This is a genomic window from Paractinoplanes rhizophilus, from assembly GCF_042664765.1.
Classification (GTDB): domain Bacteria; phylum Actinomycetota; class Actinomycetes; order Mycobacteriales; family Micromonosporaceae; genus Actinoplanes; species Actinoplanes rhizophilus.
This window is the reverse complement of sequence record NZ_JBHTBJ010000002.1, coordinates 116,112-136,416: the sequence shown is the minus strand read 5'-3', so window position 1 is coordinate 136,416 and position 20,305 is coordinate 116,112. Positions and strand designations below refer to the sequence as shown.

Genomic DNA, 20,305 nt, shown 5'->3' with positions numbered 1-20,305 from the left:
CCGACGAGCTGACGGTCGATGACCTGCCGATCCGGGAGGATTTGCGGGGGCAGTCGCCGTATGGGGCGCCGCAGCTCGACGTCGCGGTGCGGCTGAACACCAACGAGAATTCCTATCCGCTGCCCGACGAGGTGACCGAGGCGATCGGCAAGGCGCTGCAGGCCGAGCTGCGTGACCTCAACCGCTACCCCGACCGGGACGCGGTGGCGCTGCGCACCGACCTGGCCGACTACCTCGGGCACGGCCTGACCACCGCCCACCTCTGGGCCGCCAACGGGTCCAACGAGGTGCAGCAGCAGTTGCTGCAGACGTTCGCCGGGCCGGGTCGCACGGCGCTGGGCTTCGGGCCGTCGTACTCGATGCATCCGCTGTTGGCCCAGGGCACCGGCACCCGGTGGATCGGCGCGCTGCGTGACCCCGATTTCGGGCTCACCCCGGCGGCGGCCCGCGAGCAGCTCGCGCGACACGACCCCGACCTCGTTTTCCTCTGCTCGCCCAACAACCCGACCGGCACGGCGCTGGACCCCGAGGTGATCACCGCGGTGCTGGCGAGCGCGCGCGGCATGGTGGTCGTCGACGAGGCGTACGCGGAGTTCGCGCGGGCGGGCACGCCGAGCGCGCTCGGCCTGATCGCCGGCCACCCCCGCCTGGTGGTGACCCGGACGATGAGCAAGGCGTTCGGGTTCGCCGGGGGCCGGCTCGGGTATTTCGCGGCGCACCCGGCGGTCGTGGAGGCCGTCCAGCTGGTGCGGCTGCCGTACCACCTGAGCTCTTTGACGCAGGCGGCCGCGCGCGCCGCGCTGGCCCACCGTGACGTCCTGCTGGCGACGGTCGAGGCGATCAAGGAGCAGCGTGATCGCATCGTGGTCACGCTGCGGTCGCGCGGCTTCCGGGTGGCCGACAGCGACGCCAACTTCGTGCTGTTCGCTGTGTCACCAGGCGAGGCGAGCGGCGATCAGAAAACCGCTTGGCAGCGACTGCTCGACCGGGGTGTATTGATCCGCGACGTCGGCCTGCCGGGCTGGCTGCGGGTGACCGCCGGCACCCCCTCGGAGACCGACGCCTTCCTCGAGGCAGTGACATCGGAGGCCCTGCGATGAGCCGCACCGCGCGCGTGGAGCGCGTCACCAAGGAGACCAAGGTCCTCGTCGAGATCGATCTCGACGGCACCGGCCAGGGCGACCTGAGCACCGGGGTCGGGTTCTACGACCACATGCTCAACCAGCTCGCCAAGCACGGCGGGTTCGACCTGACCGTGCGCACCGAGGGTGACCTCGAGATCGACGCGCACCACACCATGGAGGACACCGCCATCGCGCTCGGCGAGGCGTTCGCGCGGGCGCTGGGCGACAAGGCGGGCATCCGGCGGTACGGGTCGGCCACGATCCCGATGGACGAGGTGCTCTGCCGGGCGGCCGTCGACCTGTCCGGCCGGCCCTATGTGGTGCACGACGAGCCCGAGCTGGCGCCGTACATCGGCCCGGTCTACCCGACCAGCATGACGCGGCACATCTTCGAGTCGTTCGGCTTCGCCGCCAAGGTGACCCTGCACGTGAGCGTGCTCCGCGCGGCCCGCGACGGCGGCAAGCCGGACGCGCACCACGTGGTGGAGGCGCAGTTCAAGGCGTTCTCGCGGGCGCTGCGCGAGGCGGTCGAGATCGACCCGCGCAACGCCGGCGCGCTGCCCTCCACCAAGGGTGTCCTCTGATGGCGATCGTGCTGTTCATCGTGGCCGGCTTCCTGGCCGGGGGCGTGATCCAGCTGGTGCGGTCGGGCGCCTCCAAGTTCAGCGTGGGCCTGGTCGCGCTGCTCTCCGTGCTCGCGACCGCCGGCGGGGTCGCCTGGCTGCTGCCCGGGGGCGACTGATGACGTCGGTGGTGGTGCTCGACTACGGGTCGGGCAATCTGCGATCGGCCGAGCGGGCGGTGGCCCGCACCGGCGTGGACGTGACGGTGACCAGCGATCTCGGCGCGGCGGCCGCCGCCGACGGGCTGGTCGTGCCGGGCGTGGGGGCCTACGCGGCGTGCATGGCCGGGATCGAGGAGCTGGGCGCCGGCCCGATGATCGCCGAGCGCGTGCGCAACGGCAAGCCGGTGCTCGGTGTCTGCGTGGGGATGCAGATCTTCTTCGACTCCGGCGTCGAGCACGGCGTGGAGACCAAGGGGCTCGGCCTGCTCCCCGGCGTGGTCACCAAGCTCACCGCCGAGCGCATCCCGCACATGGGCTGGAACACGGTCGACGTTCCCGAGACGTCCGACCTGTTCCAGGGGGTCCCGCCCGGGACGCGGTTCTACTTCGTCCACTCGTACGCGGCCTCGGATCTTGAAGCGTTGCAGCGGGCCGGCGCCAAGGTGACCACCGCGACCCACGACGAGCCCTTCGCGGCGGCGGTCGAGCTCGGCTGCCTGTCGGTCGCGCAGTTCCACCCGGAGAAGTCGGCGGACGCGGGCTACGCGCTGCTGCGCAACTGGGTCGCCGGGCTGTAGCGGCCGGTGTCCAAGGAGCGTGCGAGAAGGCGCGCCGAGCGGCTCGCCGTGCAGGAGCGGGAACGCGAGGCCCGCGCCCGCAAACAGGCCCGCCGGCAGCGTCGCCGTGCCCTGGCCCGGCGGCTGACCCCGCGGATCGGCCGGCCCGGGCGGATCTATCGGCGCAGTCGTGGCGAGCGGTTCGGCATCGTGCTGGTGCCGGTGCTCGCCGCGGCCGCGGTCTGGCTGTTCGTGCCCGACCTGGCGCTGCGCATCGTGCTCACCATCGTGATCGTCATGGCCCTGCCGGCCCTCGTCGTAGTGATCCTGGGTAAGAAAGCCTAGAAGGAGAGATCGTGACCCTCGCTCTGTTGCCCGCCGTCGACGTCGCCGACGGCCAGGCCGTCCGCCTCGTGCAGGGCGCCGCCGGTTCGGAGACCTCCTACGGCGATCCGCTGGAGGCCGCGCTCGCTTGGCAGAACGACGGGGCCGAGTGGGTGCATCTGGTCGACCTCGACGCCGCCTTCGGGCGCGGCTCCAACGCCGGGCTGCTCGCCGACGTGGTGCGCCGGCTCGACGTGAAGGTCGAGCTCTCCGGCGGCATCCGCGACGACGCGTCGCTGACTCGGGCCCTCGCGACCGGCGCGGCCCGGGTCAACATCGGCACCGCCGCGCTCGAGGACCCCGAGTGGTGCGACCGGGTGTGCGGCGAGTACGGCGACCGGGTCGCCATCGGGCTCGACGTGCGCGGGCGGACGCTGTCGGCACGCGGGTGGACCCGCGACGGCGGCGACCTGTACGAGGTGCTGGCCCGGCTCGACAAGGCGGGCGCGTCCCGCTACGTCGTCACCGACATCACCAAGGACGGGATGATGAAGGGCCCGAACCTGGAGCTGCTGCGCGACGTGTGCGCGGCCACCGACAAGCCGATCATCGCCAGCGGCGGCGTGTCCACGCTGGACGACCTGCGGGCGCTGGCCACGCTCGAGCCGATCGGGGTGGAAGGGGTGATCGCCGGCAAGGCCCTTTACGCCGGCGCGTTCACCGTGCGCGAGGCCCTCGCCGCGCTGGCCTGACGCCAGGACTCCCGCAGCGCCCGCTCGGCGGCCTTGATCGCCGGGCGGGCCGCGGCGGCGTCGCGCCAGGCGACCACGACGCGTCTTTTCGGCTCGGGGCTGAGGCGGACGATCCGGACGCCGGCCGGCAGGACCGCCGGGCGGGCCAGCCGCGGGATGATCGCCACCCCGAGCCCGGCCGCGATCAGGGTCAGCTGGGTCTCGAACTCGCCGACGTGGAAGTCGGGCTGCACGCCCGGCTGCACCCGGAGCAGCCACTCGTGGCAGATGTCGCCGGCCTTCGCCGAGATCCACCGCTCGTCGCGGCACTTGGCGAGCGTCGTCGTCCCGGTCAGCCGGTGGCCGCTCGGCACGATCAGATCGGCCACGTCCCACCCCAGCTCGACGTGCGTGACGCCGGCCGGATAGCGCAGCGCCACCTCGGGCCAGTCGTCGAGCACCGCCAGGTCGACGTGCCCGCGGTGCAGCGCCTCGAGCCCCTCGTGCGGATTCGCCTCGACCAGCCCGGTGGCGAGCTGCGGGTGATCGGCGGCCAGCCGGTGCAGCGCCCACGGCAGCAGCGCCCGGCAGGCGGTCGCGAACGCCGCCACGGTGAGCCGGCCGGTCACCGTGTCGCGGTGCGCGGCCAGCGCCGACTCGGCCTCGTCGACCGCAGCCAGGACCCGCTCGGCGTGCTCGGCCAGGACCCGGCCGGCCTCGGTGAGCCGCAGGCCGCGCCCGTCCTTCTCGACCAGTGTGGCGCCGGTCTCGCGCTCCAGCTTGGCGAGCTGCTGGGACACCGCCGAGGGCGTGCAGTGCAGCGCCTCGCCGGCGGCCAGAACGGTCTTGTAGCTGGCCACGGCGTGCAGGGCCCGCAGCCGACCCAGGTCAATCATGTAGCCAACCTACATTGTCGCTGTAGCACTATTCGATGGTGCTTAATCGTAGGCAAGCCGCAGGCTCGACGGTGTGAGACCTCGTGACCTTGCGCGCCGACCTCGGCGCGTTCCTGCTGATCATCGGCGCCGCCGCGGCGTGGGCGCTGTCCAACATCGTCACCCGCAAGGCCGCGCCGCCCGACACGCTGCGCTTCATGGTGTTCCTGGCCCGCGGCGAGCCGATCCACGCCGTCGACGTGATCGGCGGCGTCCTGGTGATCGGCGGCATCCTGATCGGCCTGGCCCGGCGGCGCCCGGCCGGCCGGCGGCATCCTGATCGGGGCCCCTGCCGTGGCGGCAACTACGCTTGACGCATGACGGTGGCGGTGCGCGTTATTCCCTGTCTCGACGTCGACGCGGGACGCGTGGTCAAGGGGGTCAACTTCGTCGACCTGCGGGACGCGGGCGACCCGGTCGAGCTGGCGGCCGCCTACGACGCCGCCGGGGCCGACGAGCTGACGTTCCTCGACGTGACCGCCTCCTCCGACGACCGCGGGACGATGCTCGACGTGGTGCGGCGCACGGCCGAGAGCGTGTTCATCCCGCTCACCGTGGGTGGCGGGGTGCGGTCGGTCGAGGACGTGGACGTGCTGCTGCGAGCGGGCGCCGACAAGGTCGGGGTCAACACGGCGGCCATCGCGCGGCCCGAGCTGATCAGCGAGATCGCCGAGCGGTTCGGCAACCAGGTGCTGGTGCTCTCGCTCGACGTGCGCCGGTCGGCCGGCCAGCCGAGCGGGTGGGAGGTCACCACGCACGGCGGGCGGCGCAGCGCGGGCCTCGACGCGATCGAGTGGGCCCGGACGGTGGCGTCGCTGGGCGCGGGCGAGATCCTGCTCAACTCGATGGACGCGGACGGGACGAAGGCGGGCTTCGACATCGACCTGATCCGGGCGGTGCGGGCCGTGGTCGACATCCCGGTCATCGCGAGCGGGGGAGCGGGTGCGGTCGAGCACTTTCCGCCGGCCGTGGCCGCCGGGGCCGACGCGGTGCTCGCGGCCAGCGTCTTCCACTTCGGAGACCTCAGCATCGGCGAGGTGAAGGAGAGCCTGCGAGCGGCCGGCAACCCGGTCCGCTGAGCCCGGCGCGACATCGGCCGGGCGTCGGCACGGCCGTCGGGCCGGGGAGCGTCAGCGGCCGTCGGCGAGGCGGAGGGCGTACTCGCGAACGGCGGCGTTGTAGGTCCGCTCGTCGAGCACCCAGCCGGAGTCGCCGGGGGTGCTGGCCCTGTTCAGTTGGGCCTGGAGCGTCATCACGGCGGAGGACAGCCCGCTGAACGGGCGGGTGCGCCAGAGCTGCTCACCGGCCGGCGCCACCTCGACGAGGTCGTCCTCGACCACGATCAGGCCGGCGCCCGCCAGCCGGCGTACCGAATCTTGGAGCTCTTGCCTCGACGGCACGGCGTGATGCAGGAAGTCGGCCGCGGCCAGCACGTCGGCGAGGCTCGCCCCGGTGATCGGCAGGGCGGCGTGGGCGGCCCGGTCGCGCTCGAGGCGCTCGGCGATGACCGCGGACACGAAGATCCAAGCGTCGTTCCACTGCCAGCCGCCAGCCCCCATGCGGCAATGATGCCGTGTCGCGGGCCGCACCGGGAAGCAATTGTGGCCGGATGATCACCAACCTGTGTCAGTCCACAGGAGACATCTGCAAGTTGCGCGTTTCGGGGACCGTGCAGAGCGGGAGGAAGAAGTGGACGAGCGGTCCGATCGCGAGCGCATAAACGACCGTTCCCACACCAACGGTGCCACCCAGGAGGAACCCGATGCCGAGGACGGACAGCTCGATAGTGGTGCGAACGAGGCGGATCGACAGCCGCGGGAACCGCTGCACGATCCCGGTCATGAGGCCGTCGCGCGGGCCGGGACCCATCCGGGCGCCGATGTAGAGGCCGGTGGCCAGGCCGTTGATCAGGATGCCGCCGATCAGGTAACCCGCCCGGGCGGGAATGCCCTCGCCCGGCGGCAGCACGGCCAGGGCGCCGTCGACCACGAAACCGATCACCACGAGGTTGGCGATCGTGCCGAATCCGGGGCGCTGGCGCAGCGGGATCCACAGCAACAGGATCGGGATGCCGAGCAGGATCACCACCCAGCCGAAGCTGATCCCGGTCACCTCGGACAGGCCCTGATGCAGCACGTCCCAGGGGTTGAGACCCAGGTCGGACTGGACCATGAACGCCATGCTGACGCCGTACAGGGCCAGCCCTGTGAAAAGCTGGATGAGACGACGGTCTCCGTTGCGCAGCATAGCCATGGGTGCCACTCTGAAGGCCAATTCGACGATGACGTAGAGCCAATTCGCGGGAGGTGGCTGTGACGAGCTCGGTTCGAGGGGCCCAACTGGCTCGCCTGCTCGGTCAGTGGCATGCGCTGCCGGGCCGCCATCGCCGGCCCGATTACGCCGCCCTCGCCGCCGCCGTCCGGGGGTTGCTCTCCGACGGCCGGCTGCCGCTCGGCGTCCGGCTTCCCGCCGAGCGGGAACTGGCCGAGGCCCTCGGGATCAGCCGCACCACGGTCAGCGCGGCGTACCGGGCGCTCCGCGAGACCGCCCACCTCACCAGCCGGCGTGGCGCCGGCAGCTGGACCACCCTGCCGCAGGGCCACCGGGTGGCGACCTCGGGCCTGTGGGCGGCCGGCGACGACGGCGACGTCATCGACCTCGGCGTGGCCGCCTCGCCGGCCCCGGACGAGCTGATCGGCGCGGCCCGCGCCGCCGCCGACGACCTGCCGCGATACCTGGGCAGCGCCGGGTATCACCCGACCGGGCTGGTCGAGCTGCGCGAGGCGGTCGCGGACGACTACACCGCGCGGGGGGTGGCCACCTCGGCGGAGCAGATCCTCATCACCGCCGGCACCCAGCAGGCACTCGACCTGGTGCTGCGGCTCTCGGTGCCGGCCGGCGCGCCGGTACTGGTCGAGTCGCCGACCTATCCCAACGCGCTCGCCGCGCTCTCGGCTCGCCGCGCCCGGATCAGCACCCACGGCCTCGACGCGGCCACCGGCTGGGACGGCGAGCTGCTGCTCGGGGCGCTGCGGCAGGGCCGGCCGCGGGTCGCGTACGTGATCCCGGAATTTCAGAATCCGACCGGCCATCTGATGGACGCAGCGCTGCGGGAGCGCCTGGTCGCGACGGCGCACACGGCGGGAACCGAGCTGATCGTGGACGAGTCCTTCGTGGATCTCTCGCTCGACGGCGCCGAGATGCCGCCGCCGGTGGCCGTCTTCGACCGGCACTCCCGGGTGGTGTCGATCGGCGGCATGAGCAAGGCCTACTGGGGCGGCCTGCGGATCGGCTGGGTGCGGGCGTCGGCGCCGCTCGTGCAGCGCCTGGCCGCGATCCGGGTCGGCGTCGACATGGCCAGCCCGGTGCTGGAGCAGTTGGTGGCCGTCCGGCTGCTGGCCCAGGCCCCGCAGATCGTCGCCGCCCGCCGGGCCCAGCTGCGCGGCCGGCGCGACGCCCTGCTCGGCGCGCTCCGCGATCACCTGCCCGAGTGGACCGTCACGGTGCCGGCCGGCGGGGTGATGCTCTGGGCCGAGCTGGACGGGCCGATCTCCAGCGCGCTCTCCCGCGCCGCCGAGGACGTGGGGGTCCGGCTCGCTCCGGGACCCCGCTTCGGCCTCGACGGCACGCTCGAGCGTTTCCTGCGGCTGCCGTTCGCCCTCGACGAGGAGACGCTCACCGAGGCGGTGAAGCGGATCGCGTCGGTGCGCTACGACCTCGACCGGGGAGCGCGGCCGACGTGGCGTGCGCCCGCGGTCATCGCGTGACCCAGGCGCCGTCGCGCATCAGCAGGCGGCCGGGGAGCTCGTTCACCTCGCGCCACGCCTGGATCTTCACCGGCTTCAACGCGAGGAACACGTACGAGTCGCCGGCGGTTCGCGGATCCCAGTCGTTCCGCTTCGCGTAGGTCTCGCCCACCGCGCCGGACTCGGTGACCGGGATGGTCTCGTCGAGGACCGCCTCGATCAGCACGACGTCGCGGGTGGGGCCCAGCCCGACCCGGGCCCGCCCACTCGCGGCGATGTTGCGCGCGGTGGGCGAGCGCCGGTCCGTGGCCAGGATGATCCGTTCCTCGACCCAGGCCAGCGTCAGCGGCACCAGGTAGGGCTCGTCCCCGCCCGCGGTCGCCACCCAGCAGTCGGCGACCGGCGCGGCCAGCCGGGCCAGGACGTCGGCCTTGCGCTCGGCGAACGGCCGCGGGTCACTCATCGGCGCCCTGGAACAGGCCGATGACGTTGCCGTCGCCGTCGCGCAGGTGCGCGGTGAGCCCGCCGCCCCCGACGTCCTTCGGCTCCTGCTCGACGGTCGCGCCCGCCGCGGTCAGCGACGCGACGGTCGCCTTGATGTCGTCCACGTGGTAGTACGTGATCGGCCCGGTGGCGAGGTCGCCGTGCGGGTTGAGACCCACTTCGGGGGAGCCCTCGGGGCGGAAGCCGACATAGTAGGGCGAGGACATGTAGGGCTCGGTGCCGAGCAGCTTGCTGTAGAGCGCGGTCGCGGCCTCCAGGTCCTTGACCGGGACGGTGATCGTGCGAATGGCCATGGGATCCTCCCTCTGTCACAGCGGACCCGAGCGGTCCGTCAAAGGCTATGACGGACGCCGAGCGGAGAGTGTGACGATGAGCGAACTCGAGATTCTGGCGGCCCGGTTCGAGGCGGACCGGCCGCACCTGCGGCAGGTGGCGCAGCGGATCCTGGGCTCGGCCCACGAGGCCGACGACGCGGTCCAGGAGGCCTGGGTACGCCTGAGCCGCTCGGACACCAGCGAGGTCGGCAACCTGACCGGCTGGCTGACGACGGTCGTCTCCCGGGTCTGCCTCGACATGCTGCGCTCGCGCCAGGCCCGCCGGGAGGATCCGGCCGAGCTCCCGGTGGTGGCGGCCGAGGGCGCCGACCCCGAGCAGGAGGCGGTGATGGCCGACGCGCTCGGGCCGGCGCTGCTGCTGGTGCTCGACACGCTGAGCCCCCGCGAGCGGCTCGCCTTCGTGCTGCACGACATGTTCGCGGTCGACTTCCCGCAGATCGCCGAGATCGTCGGGTGCTCGCCGGCCTCGGCCCGTCAGCTGGCCAGCCGGGCGCGCCGCCGGGTGCAGGGGTCCGAACCGGAGGACTCCGGGCAGATGGCCCGGAAGCGCGAGATCGTGGATGCGTTCCTCGCGGCCTCCCGCGGGGGCGACTTCACCGCCCTGCTCAACCTGCTCGACCCCTCGGTGACGCTGCGGGCCGACGAGGCGGCGGTGGCGATGGGCACGACCGCCCTCGCCGAGGGTCCGGAGGCCGTCGCCGGCGTCTTCAGCGGGCGGGCCAAGGCCCTGCGGCACGCCTTCATCGACGGCCTGCCCGGCCTGGTCTGGGCGCTGCAGGGCGAGCCGAAGGTGGCCTTCGCCTTCACTGTCGACGACGAGGACGGCCGCGTGACCGGGATCGAGCAGATCGCCGACCAGGCCACGCTGGCCGCCCTCGAGATCGAGTTCTCCTGAGTCGGATCAGATCTGGGCCAGGGAGCCCGCGTACATCTGGTCGATCTGGGTGGCGAAGTTGGTCTCCACGTTCCGCCGCTTGATCTTCATGGACGGCGTGACCTCGCCGGCCTCGATGCTCAGGTCGCGCGGGAGGATGGCGAACTTCTTCACCGTCTCCCAGCGGTTGAGCTTGAGGTTCAGCTCCTTCACGTACCCGTCGATGAGCTGTTCGGTCTCGGTGGCGGCGACGATCTCCGCGTACGCCTTGCCGTCGAGCGGCCCGCCCTTGGCCCAGCCCAGGATCGCCTCCTCGTCGAGCGAGATCAGCATGGTCACGTAGTTGCGGGCCTGGCCGACGATGACCGCCTGTGACGTGTACGGACACACCGCCTTGAACATGCCCTCGATCGCCGACGGCGCGATGTACTTGCCGCCGGACGTCTTCACCAGGTCCTTCTTGCGATCGGTGATCTTGAGGTAGCCCTCGTCGTCGAGCTCGCCGATGTCGCCGGTGCGCAGCCAGCCGTCCTCGGTGAACGCCTCCTCGGTCTCCTGGGGCAGGTTGTGATAGCCCCGCATGACCGGCGCGCCGCGCAGCAGCACCTCGCCGTCGGAGTCGATCTTGCACTCGAGGTCGCCGAGCGCCTGCCCGACCGTGCCGATCTTGAGCTGGCCGGCCCGGTTCACGAAGTTGCCCGCGCTGGTCTCCGTCATGCCGTACCCCTCCATGATCGGAAGGTTCGCGGCCGCGAAGAACTCGGCGATGTCGCGGCTCAGCGGCGCCGAGCCGCTGACCAGCACCCGCAGCCGGCCGCCGAGCCGGGTCTGCAGCTTCGAGAAGACCAGCTTCTCGGCGAGCGCGTACTTGAGCTTGAGGCCGGCCGGCAGCGGCTTGCGGGCCTGCTCGAGCGCGACCTTCTGCTTGCCGGTGGCGACCGCCCAGCCGAAGATCTTGGCCTTGGCGCCGCCGGCATCGAGCGCGGTGGTGACGGTCTTGTTGTAGACCTTCTCGAAGATGCGCGGGGCCGCGCACATCAGGGTCGGCTGGACCACGGCCAGCATCTCGACCAGCTTGTCGACCCGGCCGTCGATGTACGTCGGCACGCCGACGTGGATGATGCCGCAGAGCAGCGTCTTGCCGAACGAGTGCGACAGCGGCAGCCACAGGTACTGAAGGTCCGTCGACTCGAACAGGCCGAGGTCCTCCTGGGCGACGCCCTCCCAGGTCCAGCCGCGATGCAGCAGCTGCACGCCCTTGGGGCGACCGGTGGTGCCGGAGGTGTAGATCAGCGTGGCCAGGTGGTCGGGGACGAGGCTCGCGACGACCTCCTCGATCAGCTTGGGGTTGTCGCGCAGGGCCGCGGCGCCGCGCTGCTCGAGCTCGGCCAGCGTGAGCTGCGGCGGGGTGGCCCCGGCGTCGGCCTGGCCGTCGAGCAGCACCACGTGGGTGACGCTGGTCTCGGCGCCCGAGATCTTGAGCGCCTGCTGGGGGTTCTCGGCGATCAGCACCTTCGATCCGGAGTCGGACACGATGTAGCTCGCGTCCTCGGGCTCGGTGGTGGGGTAGACGGTCGTGGTGGCCGCGCCGGCGCAGTTGATGCCCAGGTCGGCGAGGACCCACTCGTACCGCGTGCCGGACAGGATCGCCACCCTGTCCTCGGTCGCCACGCCCAGCGAGCGCAGGCCGGCGGCGATCGCGGTGGCCCGCTCGCTCACCTGGGACCAGGTCTGCCAGACCATGGCGGTGTCGTCGGCGTTGGGCGTCGCGAACGCCTGGCCGTTCGGAGTCGCCGCCACGCGCTTGTAGAACATGTCGGGAATCGACCGGTAGGGAACCTCGAGAGCCATCGGTGCCGCCTTATATGTACATCGACCGGGGGAGACGGGGTAACGCGTTTGTTACCGCAGGGTATTGAAAGTGCGGCCGCAGGGCTAGTACCAGCCCCTGGGACAAGTCTATCGACGAACCGGGCGCGGCCGCTTCGTCACGACGCGGACCCCCCTCGCTCGGTGGAAAGGCGGGCGGACGGGCCGATCCGCACGGTGCGGATTCCCGAGGCCAGCGTCGCGGTCAATGCCGCCACCGTCACCGTCACGGCGAAGGCGAGGATCGTCCGGCCCGGGCCCCACAGGGTCACGAACACCCCGGAAAGCACCGGCGCGGTCGCCGCCGCCGACATCGCCGCCAGCAGGATGACGCTCAGCACCCGGCCCTGCAGGCGGTCCGGCGTGATGGCCGCCTGATAGCCGAACAGTGCGGCGTTGCAGGACGGGCCGAGGAAGACCGCCATGGCCACCGGCACCGCCGCGGCGACGCTGGTCGTCAGCCAGGCGCTGCACGTCAGGACGGCCGCGGCCGCCCAGCAGATGAAGCGGATCAGCCGGGGCAGCGGCAGCCACCGCTGGAGAAGGGGCGCCGCGATCGCCCCGGCCAGCCCGCCCACGCCGACGATGGTCGAGGTCAGCCCGATCACGCCCGGCTCCACGCCGTGGCGCTGCAGCGCCACGATGATGGTGAAGGTGACGCCGCTCAGCGCGAAGTTCAGCGGCGCCAGGATGATCATGACGGCCCGCAGGAACGGGTTGCCGAAGACGAACCGCAGTCCCTCGGCCAGGGCGGCGGCGTGGCCGGCCGACGGCTCGTCCCGTTCGGCCTGGAGTGGTCGGCGGATCAGCGCCACGCCGGCGAACGAGATCAGGTAGGACAGCGCGTTGCCGAGGAACGGCAGCGCGTGGGTGACGCCGAAGAGCAGGCCGCCGAGCGGTGGGCCGGCCAGCGACGCGCTGTAGGTGCGGACCTCGTTGCGGGCCACCGCGTCCGGCAGTTGCGCGGTGGGGACGATGCTACGCAATGCGGCGTGCTCGGTCGTGTTGAACAGCGCGCCGCAGGCGGCGTCGAGCACCGCGACCACGATGATCACGGTGAGCGTGGCGCGCCCGGCGGCGACCGCCGCGGCGAGGGCGAGGAAGGCGAGCAGCCGGACCACGTCGCAGGCGAGCATGGCCCGGCGGCGGTCGACCCGATCGGCGAGCAGGCCCGCGGGCAGGCGGGTGGCGTGCGCCACGACCAGCGCGATGGTGCCGACGACGCCGGCTCGCACCGGCGATCCGGTCAGCTCGAGGACGAGCAGGGGCAGGGCGAGCTGGGCGATCGCGCCGCCGAGGTCGGAGAGCGACTGGCTGGTCCAGAGGAGGTTGAACTCCCGGTTGCGCCAGAGGGTGCTCACACCACACCTCTCAGTGGCAGCCCGATCACTTAGCGCAAGCTATTGACTGCTCGCGATTTACGCAACGGTTCTGTACAGAATGGGGCGGTGGACCTGGTCATCGAGGCGGGCCGGACGGGCGAGAAGACCGTGGCCGTGTACCGCGCGCTGCGCGAGGCTGTTGTCGACGGGCGGCTCCCGGCGGGGCACCGGCTGCCGCCGACCCGGGTGCTGGCGGCGGATCTCGGCGTCTCCCGGGGCAGCGTGGCGACGGCGTACGAGCGGCTGGTCGCCGAGGGCTATCTGTCGGCGCGGGTCGGATCGGGCACGTTCGTGGCCGCGATCGCGCCGCGGGCGCCGTCGCGCAAGACGGCCGCGGATCCGCTGCGGCCCCGCAAGGGCTGGGCGTTCGAGCCGACGCCGACCAGCGGGGACGGGCCGGCGCCGCGATACGACTTCCGCACCGGGATCCCGGACGCCCGGCTGTTCCCGTTCGACGCCTGGCGGCGGCTGGTCGCGGCCGAGATGCGGGTGGGCGCGAACAACCCCGGAACATACGCGTCGCCGGCCGGGCATCCGGCGCTGCGGGCGGCGATCGCCCGCTACCTCGGGTACTCCCGCTCGCTGCGGGTCGGGGCGGACGACATCGTGGTCACGAACGGCACTCAGCAGGCGCTCGACCTGGTGGGAAAGGTGCTGCTGCGGGCCGGGGACGTGGTGGCCGTGGAGGAGCCGGGGTATCCGCCGGCCCGCCGGCTGTTCGAGGCACAGGGGTGCCGCGTGGTGGGCGTGCCGGTCGACGAGCACGGCCTGGTCGTGGCGGCGCTGCCCGCCGGATGCCGGCTGGTCTACACGACGCCGTCGCATCAGTTCCCGCTCGGGCGGCCGATGGGGCTGGGGCGCCGGCGCGAGTTGCTCGACTGGGCCCGGCGCCGGCCGGCGGCGATCGTCGAGGACGACTACGACAGCGAGTTCCGCTTCTCGGCGCGGCCGCTCGAGCCGCTGTTCAGCCTGGACGAGGCCGGGCGCGTGCTCTACGCCGGAACCTTCTCGAAGAGCATGCTCCCCGCGCTGCGGAGCGGTTTCCTCGCCGTGCCGCCGGGCCTGCGGGACGCCGTCGCCGCCGCGCGCCAGCTCAGCGACGGCTACGGCTCCCCGCCACTGCAGGCCGCCCTGGCCCGGTTCATCGACGACGGCCTGCTGGCCCGCCACGTGCGCCGGATGGGGAAGGAATACGCCCGCCGCCACGCCGCGATCTGCGCCGGTTTGTCGAGGATTCCCGAGCTGGTGGTCCTTCCGTCGGCGGCGGGATTGCACGTCACCGCCCTGCTCACCGCCGGCCGGACGCCGCCGGTGGTCGGCGCGGCCCGGCGCCAGGGCCTGGCCATCGAGGACCTGACCGGCTACGCCACCTCGCAGGCCGGCTTCGTGTTCGGCTTCGGCGCGGTCGACCCCGAGCTGATCGACGAGGGAATGGCGCTCTTCGCCGAGCTCCTGGCCCGCCATGCCTGATAGGCCACCGCGCCGGCCGCCACCACGAGGCTGAGCAGAGCCGGCGGCCCGGTCAGCAGGAGCAGCCCGAGCACCGCCACGAACGCCACCCCCGCCCACCGCCGGGACGCTCCGGGCGGGAGCAGCCGCAGCGCCGCGGCCGTCCCGAGCACGTACACCAGCGTGAAGCAGCCGGTGACCAGCAGCATCGAGGTCTGCAACGCGACCGGCAGGGTCACCGCGCCGAGGCTCGCGACCAGCACGAACGTCAGCGACCGGCGCTGGGTGCCGAACACCTTGGCCGGCAGCGCGCCGTCGCGGGCCAGCGCCGCCCCGAGCCGGGACGCCCCGGCCAGGTACGCGTTCACCGCCCCGATGGTGAGCAGCACCGCCACGACCGCCGTGACCGCCCGGACCGGCCCGCCGACCCCGACCGCCAGCAGGTCGGCCAGGGGCGCCGGGCTGTCGCCGAGGCCCGGCCCGAGCACCAGCACGCTGGTCGCGGCGACCGCGAGGTAGAGCACGCCCACGACGGCGACCGCGATGGCGGTGGCCCGGGGCACGTCGCGCCGGGGATTGCGGTAGTCCGGCGACAGCGAGGAGACCGCCTCCCATCCCGCGAAGCCCCAGACCAGCACCGCGGCGGCGGCGCCGATGCCGGCCCAGCCGTGCGGCGCGAACGGCTGCAGGTTGGCCCAGCGGGCGTGCGGCAGCGCCGTCGCCACGGTGACCAGCAGCAGGATGGCGAGCGCCCCGGTCAGCCAGAGCTGCACCCGGCCCGAGACGCGCAGGCCGAACCAGTTCATCACGAAGACCAGGCCGACGATCCCGAGGAACGTGAGCAGCACCGTGCGCCGTCCGCCGCCGACGACGTCCGCCACGTAGTTGCCGGCGAACGCGGCCGCGGCCGGCGCGCCGAGCGGCACGGCGAAGTAGAAACACCACCCGACGGCCGCCGCGGCGCGGGGCCCGAATGCGAGCCGGACGTACGTGGAGACGCCGCCGCCGTCCGGGTGCCGCGCGCCGAGCGCCGCGAACGTCCAGGCCAGCGGGGCGGAGAGCAGGATCAGGGCGGCCCAGGCGACCAGCGAGGACGGGCCGGCGACGCCGGCGGCCAGGGCCGGCATCGAGATCACGCCGGTACCGAGGACGGCGCCTATGCTGAGCGCGGTGCCCTGTGCCACGTTGAGCTTCATACCGTGAACCTACGGCCCGGATTGGCTCGACGTCTGGGCCAATCCGTGGCCAGTGGATTGGCCCAATCGAGGGCCCGTGGACGCTCGCCCGGGGCCCGGCGCGTGCCGACGTGATGGTGGACACATTGTCACCGCCGCAAACGACGGCAGGATGGTTGGTAAGGCCGGTGTTACCGGCGAAGGCTTACAGGTCGGGCGGGACATTGAGCGGCAGCAGGGCCAGCCGGGACGTGCTGGGACGGGGACTGCGGGTGCTCGGGCAAGCGATTCGGGACGAGCCGCGCCTGTTCACCATCGGGGTCGTCGGCAGCAGCCTCTTCGGGTTGCTGATCATCGCGAACTCGTACGTCGTCGGCGCGGTCGTCGGGCACGTCGTGGTGCCGGCCTTCGCCGGCCACCACGCCTCGGGCGGCACGCTGGCGCTGATCGCGGCGGTCTTCCTCGGGATCAGCGTCCTGCGGGTGGCCAGCATCTTCGGCCGCCGCCTCGGCGCCGGGTTCATGCAGTTCCGCCTCCAGGCGCGTTACCGCCGCGCGGTGACCCGGCGCTACCTGTCGCTGCCGCCCTCCTGGCACCAGACCCACGCCACCGGCACCCTGCTGTCCAACGCGAACTCCGACGTCGAGGCCGCGTTCGTGCCGATCGCGCCGCTGCCGTTCGCGGTCGGCACGATCGTCATGGTGCTCGCCGCGGTGATCTCCCTGTTCGTCACCGACTGGGTGCTCGCGATGGTCGGCGTCGCGCTGTTCCCGGCCCTGTTCGGGCTGAACGTCGTCTACTCCCGCTACATGTCGCCCCGGCAGATCCGCGCCCAGCAGATGCGGGCCAAGGTGAGCGCCGTGGCGCACGAGAGCTTCGACGGCGCGCTGGTGGTCAAGACGATGGGCCGCGAGGAGGACGAGTCCCGCCGGTTCGGGGTCTTCGTGACCGAGCTGCGCGACGCGCTGATCTCGGTGGGCCGGCTGCGCGGCCTGTTCGACCCGGTGATGGACAGCCTGCCCAGCGTCGGCACCCTGGCCGTGCTGCTGCTCGGCGCGTGGCGGCTCGAGACCGGCGCGATCAGCGTGGGTGAGTTGGTCACGGTGGCGTTCCTGTTCACCGTGCTGGCGTTCCCGGTCCGGGCGATCGGCTGGGTGGTGGCCGAGCTGCCCCGCTCAGTGGCCGGCTGGGAGCGCGTGCAATCGGTCCTGACCGCGACCGGCGATCTGCGCTATGGCCCGGAAAACCTGGAAAAATCCGGCCAGCCGGCCAGCTTGCGCTTCGAGCGCGTCGATTTCCGGTACGGCGACGGCCCGCTCGTCCTCAACGAGGTCTCCTTCACCGTCCCGGCCGGCAAGACAGTGGCCCTGGTCGGTCCGACCGGCTCCGGCAAGTCGACCATCGCCTCCCTCGCGGTCCGCCTGGTCGATCCGGCCGACGGCACGATCGCGCTGGACGACCGGGAGATCAGGGAACTCACCGAGGCCTCGCTGGCGAGCACCGCCGCCCTCGTACCCCAAATCCCTTTTGTCTTTGATGACACCGTCCGCGGCAACGTCACCCTCGAGCGCGCGGGCGTCACCGACGACGATGCCTGGCGGGCCCTGCGCCTCGCCCAGGCCGACGGCTTCATCGCCAAGCTCCCGGAGGGCCTCGACACCCCGGTCGGCGAGCGCGGCACCTCGCTGTCCGGCGGTCAGCGCCAGCGCATCACGCTGGCCCGCGCGCTGGCCGGCCGTCCCCGTCTGCTGGTCCTCGACGACGCCACCAGCGCCGTCGACCCCCGGGTCGAGGCGGCGATCCTCGGCTCGCTGCGGGAACGGGACGCGGGCGCCTCGATCCTGGTAGTGGCCTATCGCCGCGCCACGATCGCGCTCGCCGACGAGGTCGTCTACCTGGAGCAGGGCAAGGTCGTCGCCACCGGCACGCACACCGAGCTGCTGGCCGCCAACCCGGGATACGCCGACCTGGTGACGGCGTACGAGAAGGCCGAGCACGAGAAGGCCGCGCACGAGAAGGCCGCGCACGACGAGGCCGAGCAGGAGCGGGTCGACGCATGACCACCGCCGAAGGAACGTTCGCCACCGTCAAGCGCGGCCTCGCCCTCTCGCCCGAGCTGCGTCCCGGCCTGGCCGGCACCATCGCGCTGGCCATCGTGCAGATGTCCGGCCGCGTCGCCGTCCCGATCGCCGTGCAGCAGGGCATCGACCACGGCATCCGCGGCGCCGGCGGTCCCGACCTCGGGTACGTCGCCGAGGTCGTCGCGTTCACCGTGGTGGCCCTGGTGATCTCCACCATCGCCGGGTATCTGATGACCCGCCGCCTGTTCACCGTCAGCGAGACCGCGCTCGGCGCCCTGCGCTCGCGCACGTTCCGGCACATCCACGACCTGTCGATGCTGCACCAGCAGTCCGAGCGGCGCGGCTCGATGGTCTCCCGGGTGACCAGCGACGTCGATCAGATCTCGATCTTCCTGCAGTTCGGCGGCGTGCAGCTGCTGCTCTCCTCCGGCCAGCTGCTGGTGTCCACGCTGGTCATGTTCTTCTACTCGTGGCAGCTCACCATCGTCGTGCTGCTGGCGTTCGGCCCGGCCGTCGCCGTGATCCGCCTCTTCCAGAAGCGGCTGGCCGCGGTCTACGGCGCGGTCCGCGAGCGCACCGGCGTGCTGCTCGGCGCGATCGCCGAGAGCGTGGTGGGCGCGATGGTCATCCGGGCGTACGGCGTGGCCGGCCGCACCGAGCAGCGCCTGGACACCTCGATCGAGAGCCTGCGGGCCGCCCAGCAGAAGGCGCTGCGCACCAGCGTCACCAGCTTCTCCTCGGGCGAGCTCGGCGCCGGCCTGGCGCTGGCCGGGGTCGTGGTGGTGGGCACGCTGCTCGGCGTCGACGGCGACCTCAGCGTGGGCGCGCTGACCGCGTTCCTGTTCCTGGTGACGCTGTTCATCCAGCCGGTGCAGATCGCGACCGACATGCTGAACGAGGCCCAGAACGCGGTGGCCGGCTGGCGCCGCGTACTCGATGTCCTTGATCTTGATCCGGACGTTGCCGACCCCGACGATGAGGGCGTTGACCTGCCGCCCGGCCCGCTGTCGGTGCGATTCTGCGATGTCTCCTTCCGTTACCCGGGCGGCCCGGTCGTGCTGGCCGATGTGGATCTCACGCTGGAGGCGCGCCGGAAGTACGCGGTGGTGGGCGAGACCGGCAGCGGCAAGACCACGTTCGCCAAGCTGCTCACCCGGCTGATGGATCCGGCCGAGGGCGAGGTGCTGCTGTCGGACACGCCGCTGACGAGCGTGAAGTTCTCGTCGCTGCGGTCGCGGGTGGTGATGGTGCCGCAGGACGGGTTCCTCTTCGACGCCACGATCGCCGAGAACATCCGCTTCGCCGAGCCGTCGCTCACCGACGCGCAGCTGGAGGTCGCGGTCGAGGAACTGGGCCTCGCCGACTGGGTGGCCGGGTTGCCGGCCGGGCTCGAGACCCCGGTGGGCGAGCGCGGCGAGGCGCTCAGCGTGGGGGAGCGCCAGCTGGTGGCGCTGGTGCGCGCCTACGTCGCCGACCCCGACCTGCTGGTGCTCGACGAGGCGACCAGCGCCGTCGACCCGGCGACCGAGGTGCGCCTGCAGCACGCCCTCGACCTGGTGACCCGCGGCCGCACCACGGTGGCGATCGCCCACCGCCTGTCCACCGCCCAGGCCGCCGACGAGGTGATAGTCGTGGACGCGGGCCGCGTCGTGCAACGCGGCCCGCACTCCGTCCTCGTCCAGGAAGAAGACTCCATCTACGCCAAGCTCTACGCGTCGTGGCTGGAGCAGACCCGATCTAGTTAGCGCGCGTAGAACTCCACCACCAGCTGCTCGTCGCAGAGCACCGGGATCTCTTTGCGCTCGGGGACGCGCAGGACCGTGGTGCGTAGCTCCTCCAGCGCAGTCGACAGGTAGGGCGCGGTGGGGCCGTCGAGGTGGGCGCCGGTCGCGGCGATCTGGAACGGCGGCTTCGGCCGGCTCGACTCGCGGACCTCGACGACCTGGCCCGGCCTGAGCCGGTAGCTCGGCCGGTCCACCTTCTTGCCGTCCACCGTGAAGTGCCCGTGCACCACGAGCTGACGGGCCTGATAGATGGTGCGGGCCAGGCCGGCGCGCACCACGGTGGCGTCGAGGCGGCGCTCGAGCAGCGAAACCATGGTCTCGCCGGTCTTGCCCTCGGCCCGGTGCGCGTCGTCGTACGCCCGGCGCATCTGGGCCTCGCTGATGTTGTACTGATGGCGCAGCCGCTGCTTCTCCAGCAGCCGCACCTGGTAGTCCGAGGCCTTGCGCCGGCCGCGCCCGTGCACGCCCGGCGGGAACGGCCGCTTCTCGAAGTACTTCACGCACTTGGGGGTCAGCGGGATGCCGAGGGCACGGGACAGCTTGGCCTTGGGCCGGGAGTTGTTCATGAAGTCTCCGGGAGTCAGTTGCGCTTGAGGCCGATTTATAGGTTAGCCTGCCCTTACTAAGGTAAGCCTAACTGGCCCGCGGAGG

General features: G+C 72.3%; 22 protein-coding genes. 13 read left to right on the top strand and 9 right to left on the bottom strand.

From position 1 onward, the window contains the following. Positions 1-8: 8 nt before the first annotated feature. The 6 genes from ACFQS1_RS04555 to priA are packed head-to-tail and all read left to right on the top strand — an operon-like array spanning position 9 to position 3,541. Positions 9-1,100 (top strand): histidinol-phosphate transaminase, encoded by a 1,092-nt coding sequence (locus ACFQS1_RS04555; RefSeq protein ID WP_378965021.1) that lies wholly within the window; start codon positions 9-11, stop codon positions 1,098-1,100. Further along, entirely contained in the window at positions 1,097-1,708 is a 612-nt protein-coding gene (gene hisB / locus ACFQS1_RS04550) for an imidazoleglycerol-phosphate dehydratase HisB (RefSeq protein ID WP_378964771.1), read from the top strand. The genes ACFQS1_RS04555 and hisB overlap by 4 nt, the downstream gene beginning before the upstream one ends. Next, positions 1,708-1,866 carry a hypothetical protein gene (locus ACFQS1_RS04545; RefSeq protein ID WP_378964770.1) on the top strand — a complete coding sequence of 53 codons (159 nt, stop codon included), beginning with the start codon at positions 1,708-1,710 and terminating at the stop codon, positions 1,864-1,866. Before hisB ends, ACFQS1_RS04545 begins: the two co-directional genes overlap by 1 nt. Then, complete coding sequence (gene hisH, locus ACFQS1_RS04540) at positions 1,866-2,486, top strand: imidazole glycerol phosphate synthase subunit HisH (RefSeq protein WP_378964769.1); 621 nt, start codon at positions 1,866-1,868, stop codon at positions 2,484-2,486. Before ACFQS1_RS04545 ends, hisH begins: the two co-directional genes overlap by 1 nt. A 6-nt stretch (positions 2,487-2,492) precedes the next feature. Continuing rightward, positions 2,493-2,810 (top strand): hypothetical protein, encoded by a 318-nt coding sequence (locus tag ACFQS1_RS04535; protein ID WP_378964768.1) that lies wholly within the window; start codon positions 2,493-2,495, stop codon positions 2,808-2,810. 11 nt (positions 2,811-2,821) lie between these two features. After that, positions 2,822-3,541 (top strand): bifunctional 1-(5-phosphoribosyl)-5-((5-phosphoribosylamino)methylideneamino)imidazole-4-carboxamide isomerase/phosphoribosylanthranilate isomerase PriA, encoded by a 720-nt coding sequence (gene priA / locus ACFQS1_RS04530; protein ID WP_378964767.1) that lies wholly within the window; start codon positions 2,822-2,824, stop codon positions 3,539-3,541. Here the strand turns inward: priA and ACFQS1_RS04525 are convergent. Continuing rightward, positions 3,493-4,416, bottom strand: a complete 924-nt coding sequence (locus ACFQS1_RS04525; RefSeq protein ID WP_378964766.1) for a LysR family transcriptional regulator — start codon at positions 4,414-4,416, stop codon at positions 3,493-3,495. The two genes, priA and ACFQS1_RS04525, sit on opposite strands and share 49 nt — an antisense overlap. An 83-nt stretch (positions 4,417-4,499) precedes the next feature. On the opposite strand from ACFQS1_RS04525, the gene ACFQS1_RS04520 reads away from it, so the two are divergent. Continuing rightward, positions 4,500-4,769, top strand: coding sequence for a hypothetical protein (locus tag ACFQS1_RS04520; RefSeq protein WP_378964765.1), 270 nt, complete (start codon positions 4,500-4,502; stop codon positions 4,767-4,769). Positions 4,770-4,772: 3 nt separating this feature from the next. Continuing rightward, complete coding sequence (hisF, locus tag ACFQS1_RS04515) at positions 4,773-5,534, top strand: imidazole glycerol phosphate synthase subunit HisF (RefSeq protein WP_378964764.1); 762 nt, start codon at positions 4,773-4,775, stop codon at positions 5,532-5,534. A gap of 51 nt (positions 5,535-5,585) precedes the next feature. Here the strand turns inward: hisF and ACFQS1_RS04510 are convergent, their stop codons facing one another. Both ACFQS1_RS04510 and yczE read right to left on the bottom strand, forming a co-directional pair. Then, positions 5,586-6,014 (bottom strand): hypothetical protein, encoded by a 429-nt coding sequence (locus ACFQS1_RS04510; protein WP_378964763.1) that lies wholly within the window; start codon positions 6,012-6,014, stop codon positions 5,586-5,588. A gap of 67 nt (positions 6,015-6,081) precedes the next feature. Continuing rightward, complete coding sequence (gene yczE / locus ACFQS1_RS04505) at positions 6,082-6,708, bottom strand: membrane protein YczE (RefSeq protein WP_378964762.1); 627 nt, start codon at positions 6,706-6,708, stop codon at positions 6,082-6,084. A 59-nt stretch (positions 6,709-6,767) separates the two neighbouring features. Between yczE and yczR the strand changes: the two genes are divergently transcribed. After that, entirely contained in the window at positions 6,768-8,222 is a 1,455-nt protein-coding gene (gene yczR, locus ACFQS1_RS04500; RefSeq protein ID WP_378964761.1) for a MocR-like transcription factor YczR, read from the top strand. Here yczR and ACFQS1_RS04495 read toward each other — a convergent pair. Together ACFQS1_RS04495 and ACFQS1_RS04490 are read right to left on the bottom strand one after the other, a co-directional pair. After that, positions 8,212-8,664, bottom strand: a complete 453-nt coding sequence (locus ACFQS1_RS04495) for a pyridoxamine 5'-phosphate oxidase family protein (RefSeq protein WP_378964760.1) — start codon at positions 8,662-8,664, stop codon at positions 8,212-8,214. The genes yczR and ACFQS1_RS04495 overlap by 11 nt on opposite strands. Continuing rightward, positions 8,657-8,998 carry a VOC family protein gene (locus ACFQS1_RS04490; RefSeq protein WP_378964759.1) on the bottom strand — a complete coding sequence of 114 codons (342 nt, stop codon included), beginning with the start codon at positions 8,996-8,998 and terminating at the stop codon, positions 8,657-8,659. Before ACFQS1_RS04490 ends, ACFQS1_RS04495 begins: the two co-directional genes overlap by 8 nt. 76 nt (positions 8,999-9,074) lie before the next feature. On the opposite strand from ACFQS1_RS04490, the gene ACFQS1_RS04485 reads away from it, so the two are divergent. Then, positions 9,075-9,935, top strand: a complete 861-nt coding sequence (locus ACFQS1_RS04485) for a sigma-70 family RNA polymerase sigma factor (RefSeq protein WP_378964758.1) — start codon at positions 9,075-9,077, stop codon at positions 9,933-9,935. A 6-nt stretch (positions 9,936-9,941) separates the two neighbouring features. On the opposite strand, the gene ACFQS1_RS04480 is transcribed toward ACFQS1_RS04485, so the two are convergent. Next, complete coding sequence (locus tag ACFQS1_RS04480; protein ID WP_378964757.1) at positions 9,942-11,765, bottom strand: AMP-dependent synthetase/ligase; 1,824 nt, start codon at positions 11,763-11,765, stop codon at positions 9,942-9,944. Positions 11,766-11,902: 137 nt separating this feature from the next. After that, positions 11,903-13,144 (bottom strand): MFS transporter, encoded by a 1,242-nt coding sequence (locus ACFQS1_RS04475; protein WP_378964756.1) that lies wholly within the window; start codon positions 13,142-13,144, stop codon positions 11,903-11,905. Between the two features lie 87 nt (positions 13,145-13,231). On the opposite strand from ACFQS1_RS04475, the gene pdxR reads away from it, so the two are divergent. Next, on the top strand, positions 13,232-14,635 hold the full coding sequence (gene pdxR / locus ACFQS1_RS04470) for a MocR-like pyridoxine biosynthesis transcription factor PdxR (protein ID WP_378964755.1): 1,404 nt from the start codon (positions 13,232-13,234) through the stop codon (positions 14,633-14,635). Here the strand turns inward: pdxR and ACFQS1_RS04465 are convergent. Further along, the gene (locus tag ACFQS1_RS04465) at positions 14,527-15,810 is read right to left on the bottom strand and encodes an APC family permease (protein ID WP_378964754.1); all 1,284 of its coding nucleotides are present in this window, start codon (positions 15,808-15,810) and stop codon (positions 14,527-14,529) included. The two genes, pdxR and ACFQS1_RS04465, sit on opposite strands and share 109 nt — an antisense overlap. 203 nt (positions 15,811-16,013) lie before the next feature. On the opposite strand from ACFQS1_RS04465, the gene ACFQS1_RS04460 reads away from it, so the two are divergent. Next, complete coding sequence (locus ACFQS1_RS04460) at positions 16,014-17,849, top strand: ABC transporter ATP-binding protein (RefSeq protein ID WP_378964753.1); 1,836 nt, start codon at positions 16,014-16,016, stop codon at positions 17,847-17,849. Next, a complete protein-coding gene (locus ACFQS1_RS04455; protein WP_378964752.1) occupies positions 17,846-19,615 on the top strand; it encodes an ABC transporter ATP-binding protein in 1,770 nt (589 codons plus the stop codon). The genes ACFQS1_RS04460 and ACFQS1_RS04455 overlap by 4 nt, the downstream gene beginning before the upstream one ends. On the opposite strand, the gene rpsD is transcribed toward ACFQS1_RS04455, so the two are convergent. Further along, positions 19,612-20,220: a 30S ribosomal protein S4 gene (gene rpsD, locus ACFQS1_RS04450; RefSeq protein WP_378964751.1), complete on the bottom strand. Its 609-nt coding sequence runs from the start codon at positions 20,218-20,220 to the stop codon at positions 19,612-19,614. The two genes, ACFQS1_RS04455 and rpsD, sit on opposite strands and share 4 nt — an antisense overlap. Positions 20,221-20,305 lie beyond the last annotated feature (85 nt).

Excerpts from the sequence above, each read along its gene's own strand:
- hisB (WP_378964771.1), top strand. The coding sequence starts at position 1,097 with ATGAGCCGCACCGCGCGCGTGGAGCGCGTCACCAAGGAGACCAAGGTC.
- ACFQS1_RS04545 (WP_378964770.1), top strand. The coding sequence starts at position 1,708 with ATGGCGATCGTGCTGTTCATCGTGGCCGGCTTCCTGGCCGGGGGCGTG.
- hisH (WP_378964769.1), top strand. The coding sequence starts at position 1,866 with ATGACGTCGGTGGTGGTGCTCGACTACGGGTCGGGCAATCTGCGATCG.
- ACFQS1_RS04525 (WP_378964766.1), bottom strand. The coding sequence starts at position 4,416 with ATGATTGACCTGGGTCGGCTGCGGGCCCTGCACGCCGTGGCCAGCTAC.
- hisF (WP_378964764.1), top strand. The coding sequence starts at position 4,773 with ATGACGGTGGCGGTGCGCGTTATTCCCTGTCTCGACGTCGACGCGGGA.
- ACFQS1_RS04510 (WP_378964763.1), bottom strand. The coding sequence starts at position 6,014 with ATGGGGGCTGGCGGCTGGCAGTGGAACGACGCTTGGATCTTCGTGTCC.
- yczE (WP_378964762.1), bottom strand. The coding sequence starts at position 6,708 with ATGGCTATGCTGCGCAACGGAGACCGTCGTCTCATCCAGCTTTTCACA.
- ACFQS1_RS04495 (WP_378964760.1), bottom strand. The coding sequence starts at position 8,664 with ATGAGTGACCCGCGGCCGTTCGCCGAGCGCAAGGCCGACGTCCTGGCC.
- ACFQS1_RS04490 (WP_378964759.1), bottom strand. The coding sequence starts at position 8,998 with ATGGCCATTCGCACGATCACCGTCCCGGTCAAGGACCTGGAGGCCGCG.
- ACFQS1_RS04485 (WP_378964758.1), top strand. The coding sequence starts at position 9,075 with ATGAGCGAACTCGAGATTCTGGCGGCCCGGTTCGAGGCGGACCGGCCG.
- ACFQS1_RS04480 (WP_378964757.1), bottom strand. The coding sequence starts at position 11,765 with ATGGCTCTCGAGGTTCCCTACCGGTCGATTCCCGACATGTTCTACAAG.
- ACFQS1_RS04465 (WP_378964754.1), bottom strand. The coding sequence starts at position 15,810 with ATGAAGCTCAACGTGGCACAGGGCACCGCGCTCAGCATAGGCGCCGTC.
- ACFQS1_RS04455 (WP_378964752.1), top strand. The coding sequence starts at position 17,846 with ATGACCACCGCCGAAGGAACGTTCGCCACCGTCAAGCGCGGCCTCGCC.
- rpsD (WP_378964751.1), bottom strand. The coding sequence starts at position 20,220 with ATGAACAACTCCCGGCCCAAGGCCAAGCTGTCCCGTGCCCTCGGCATC.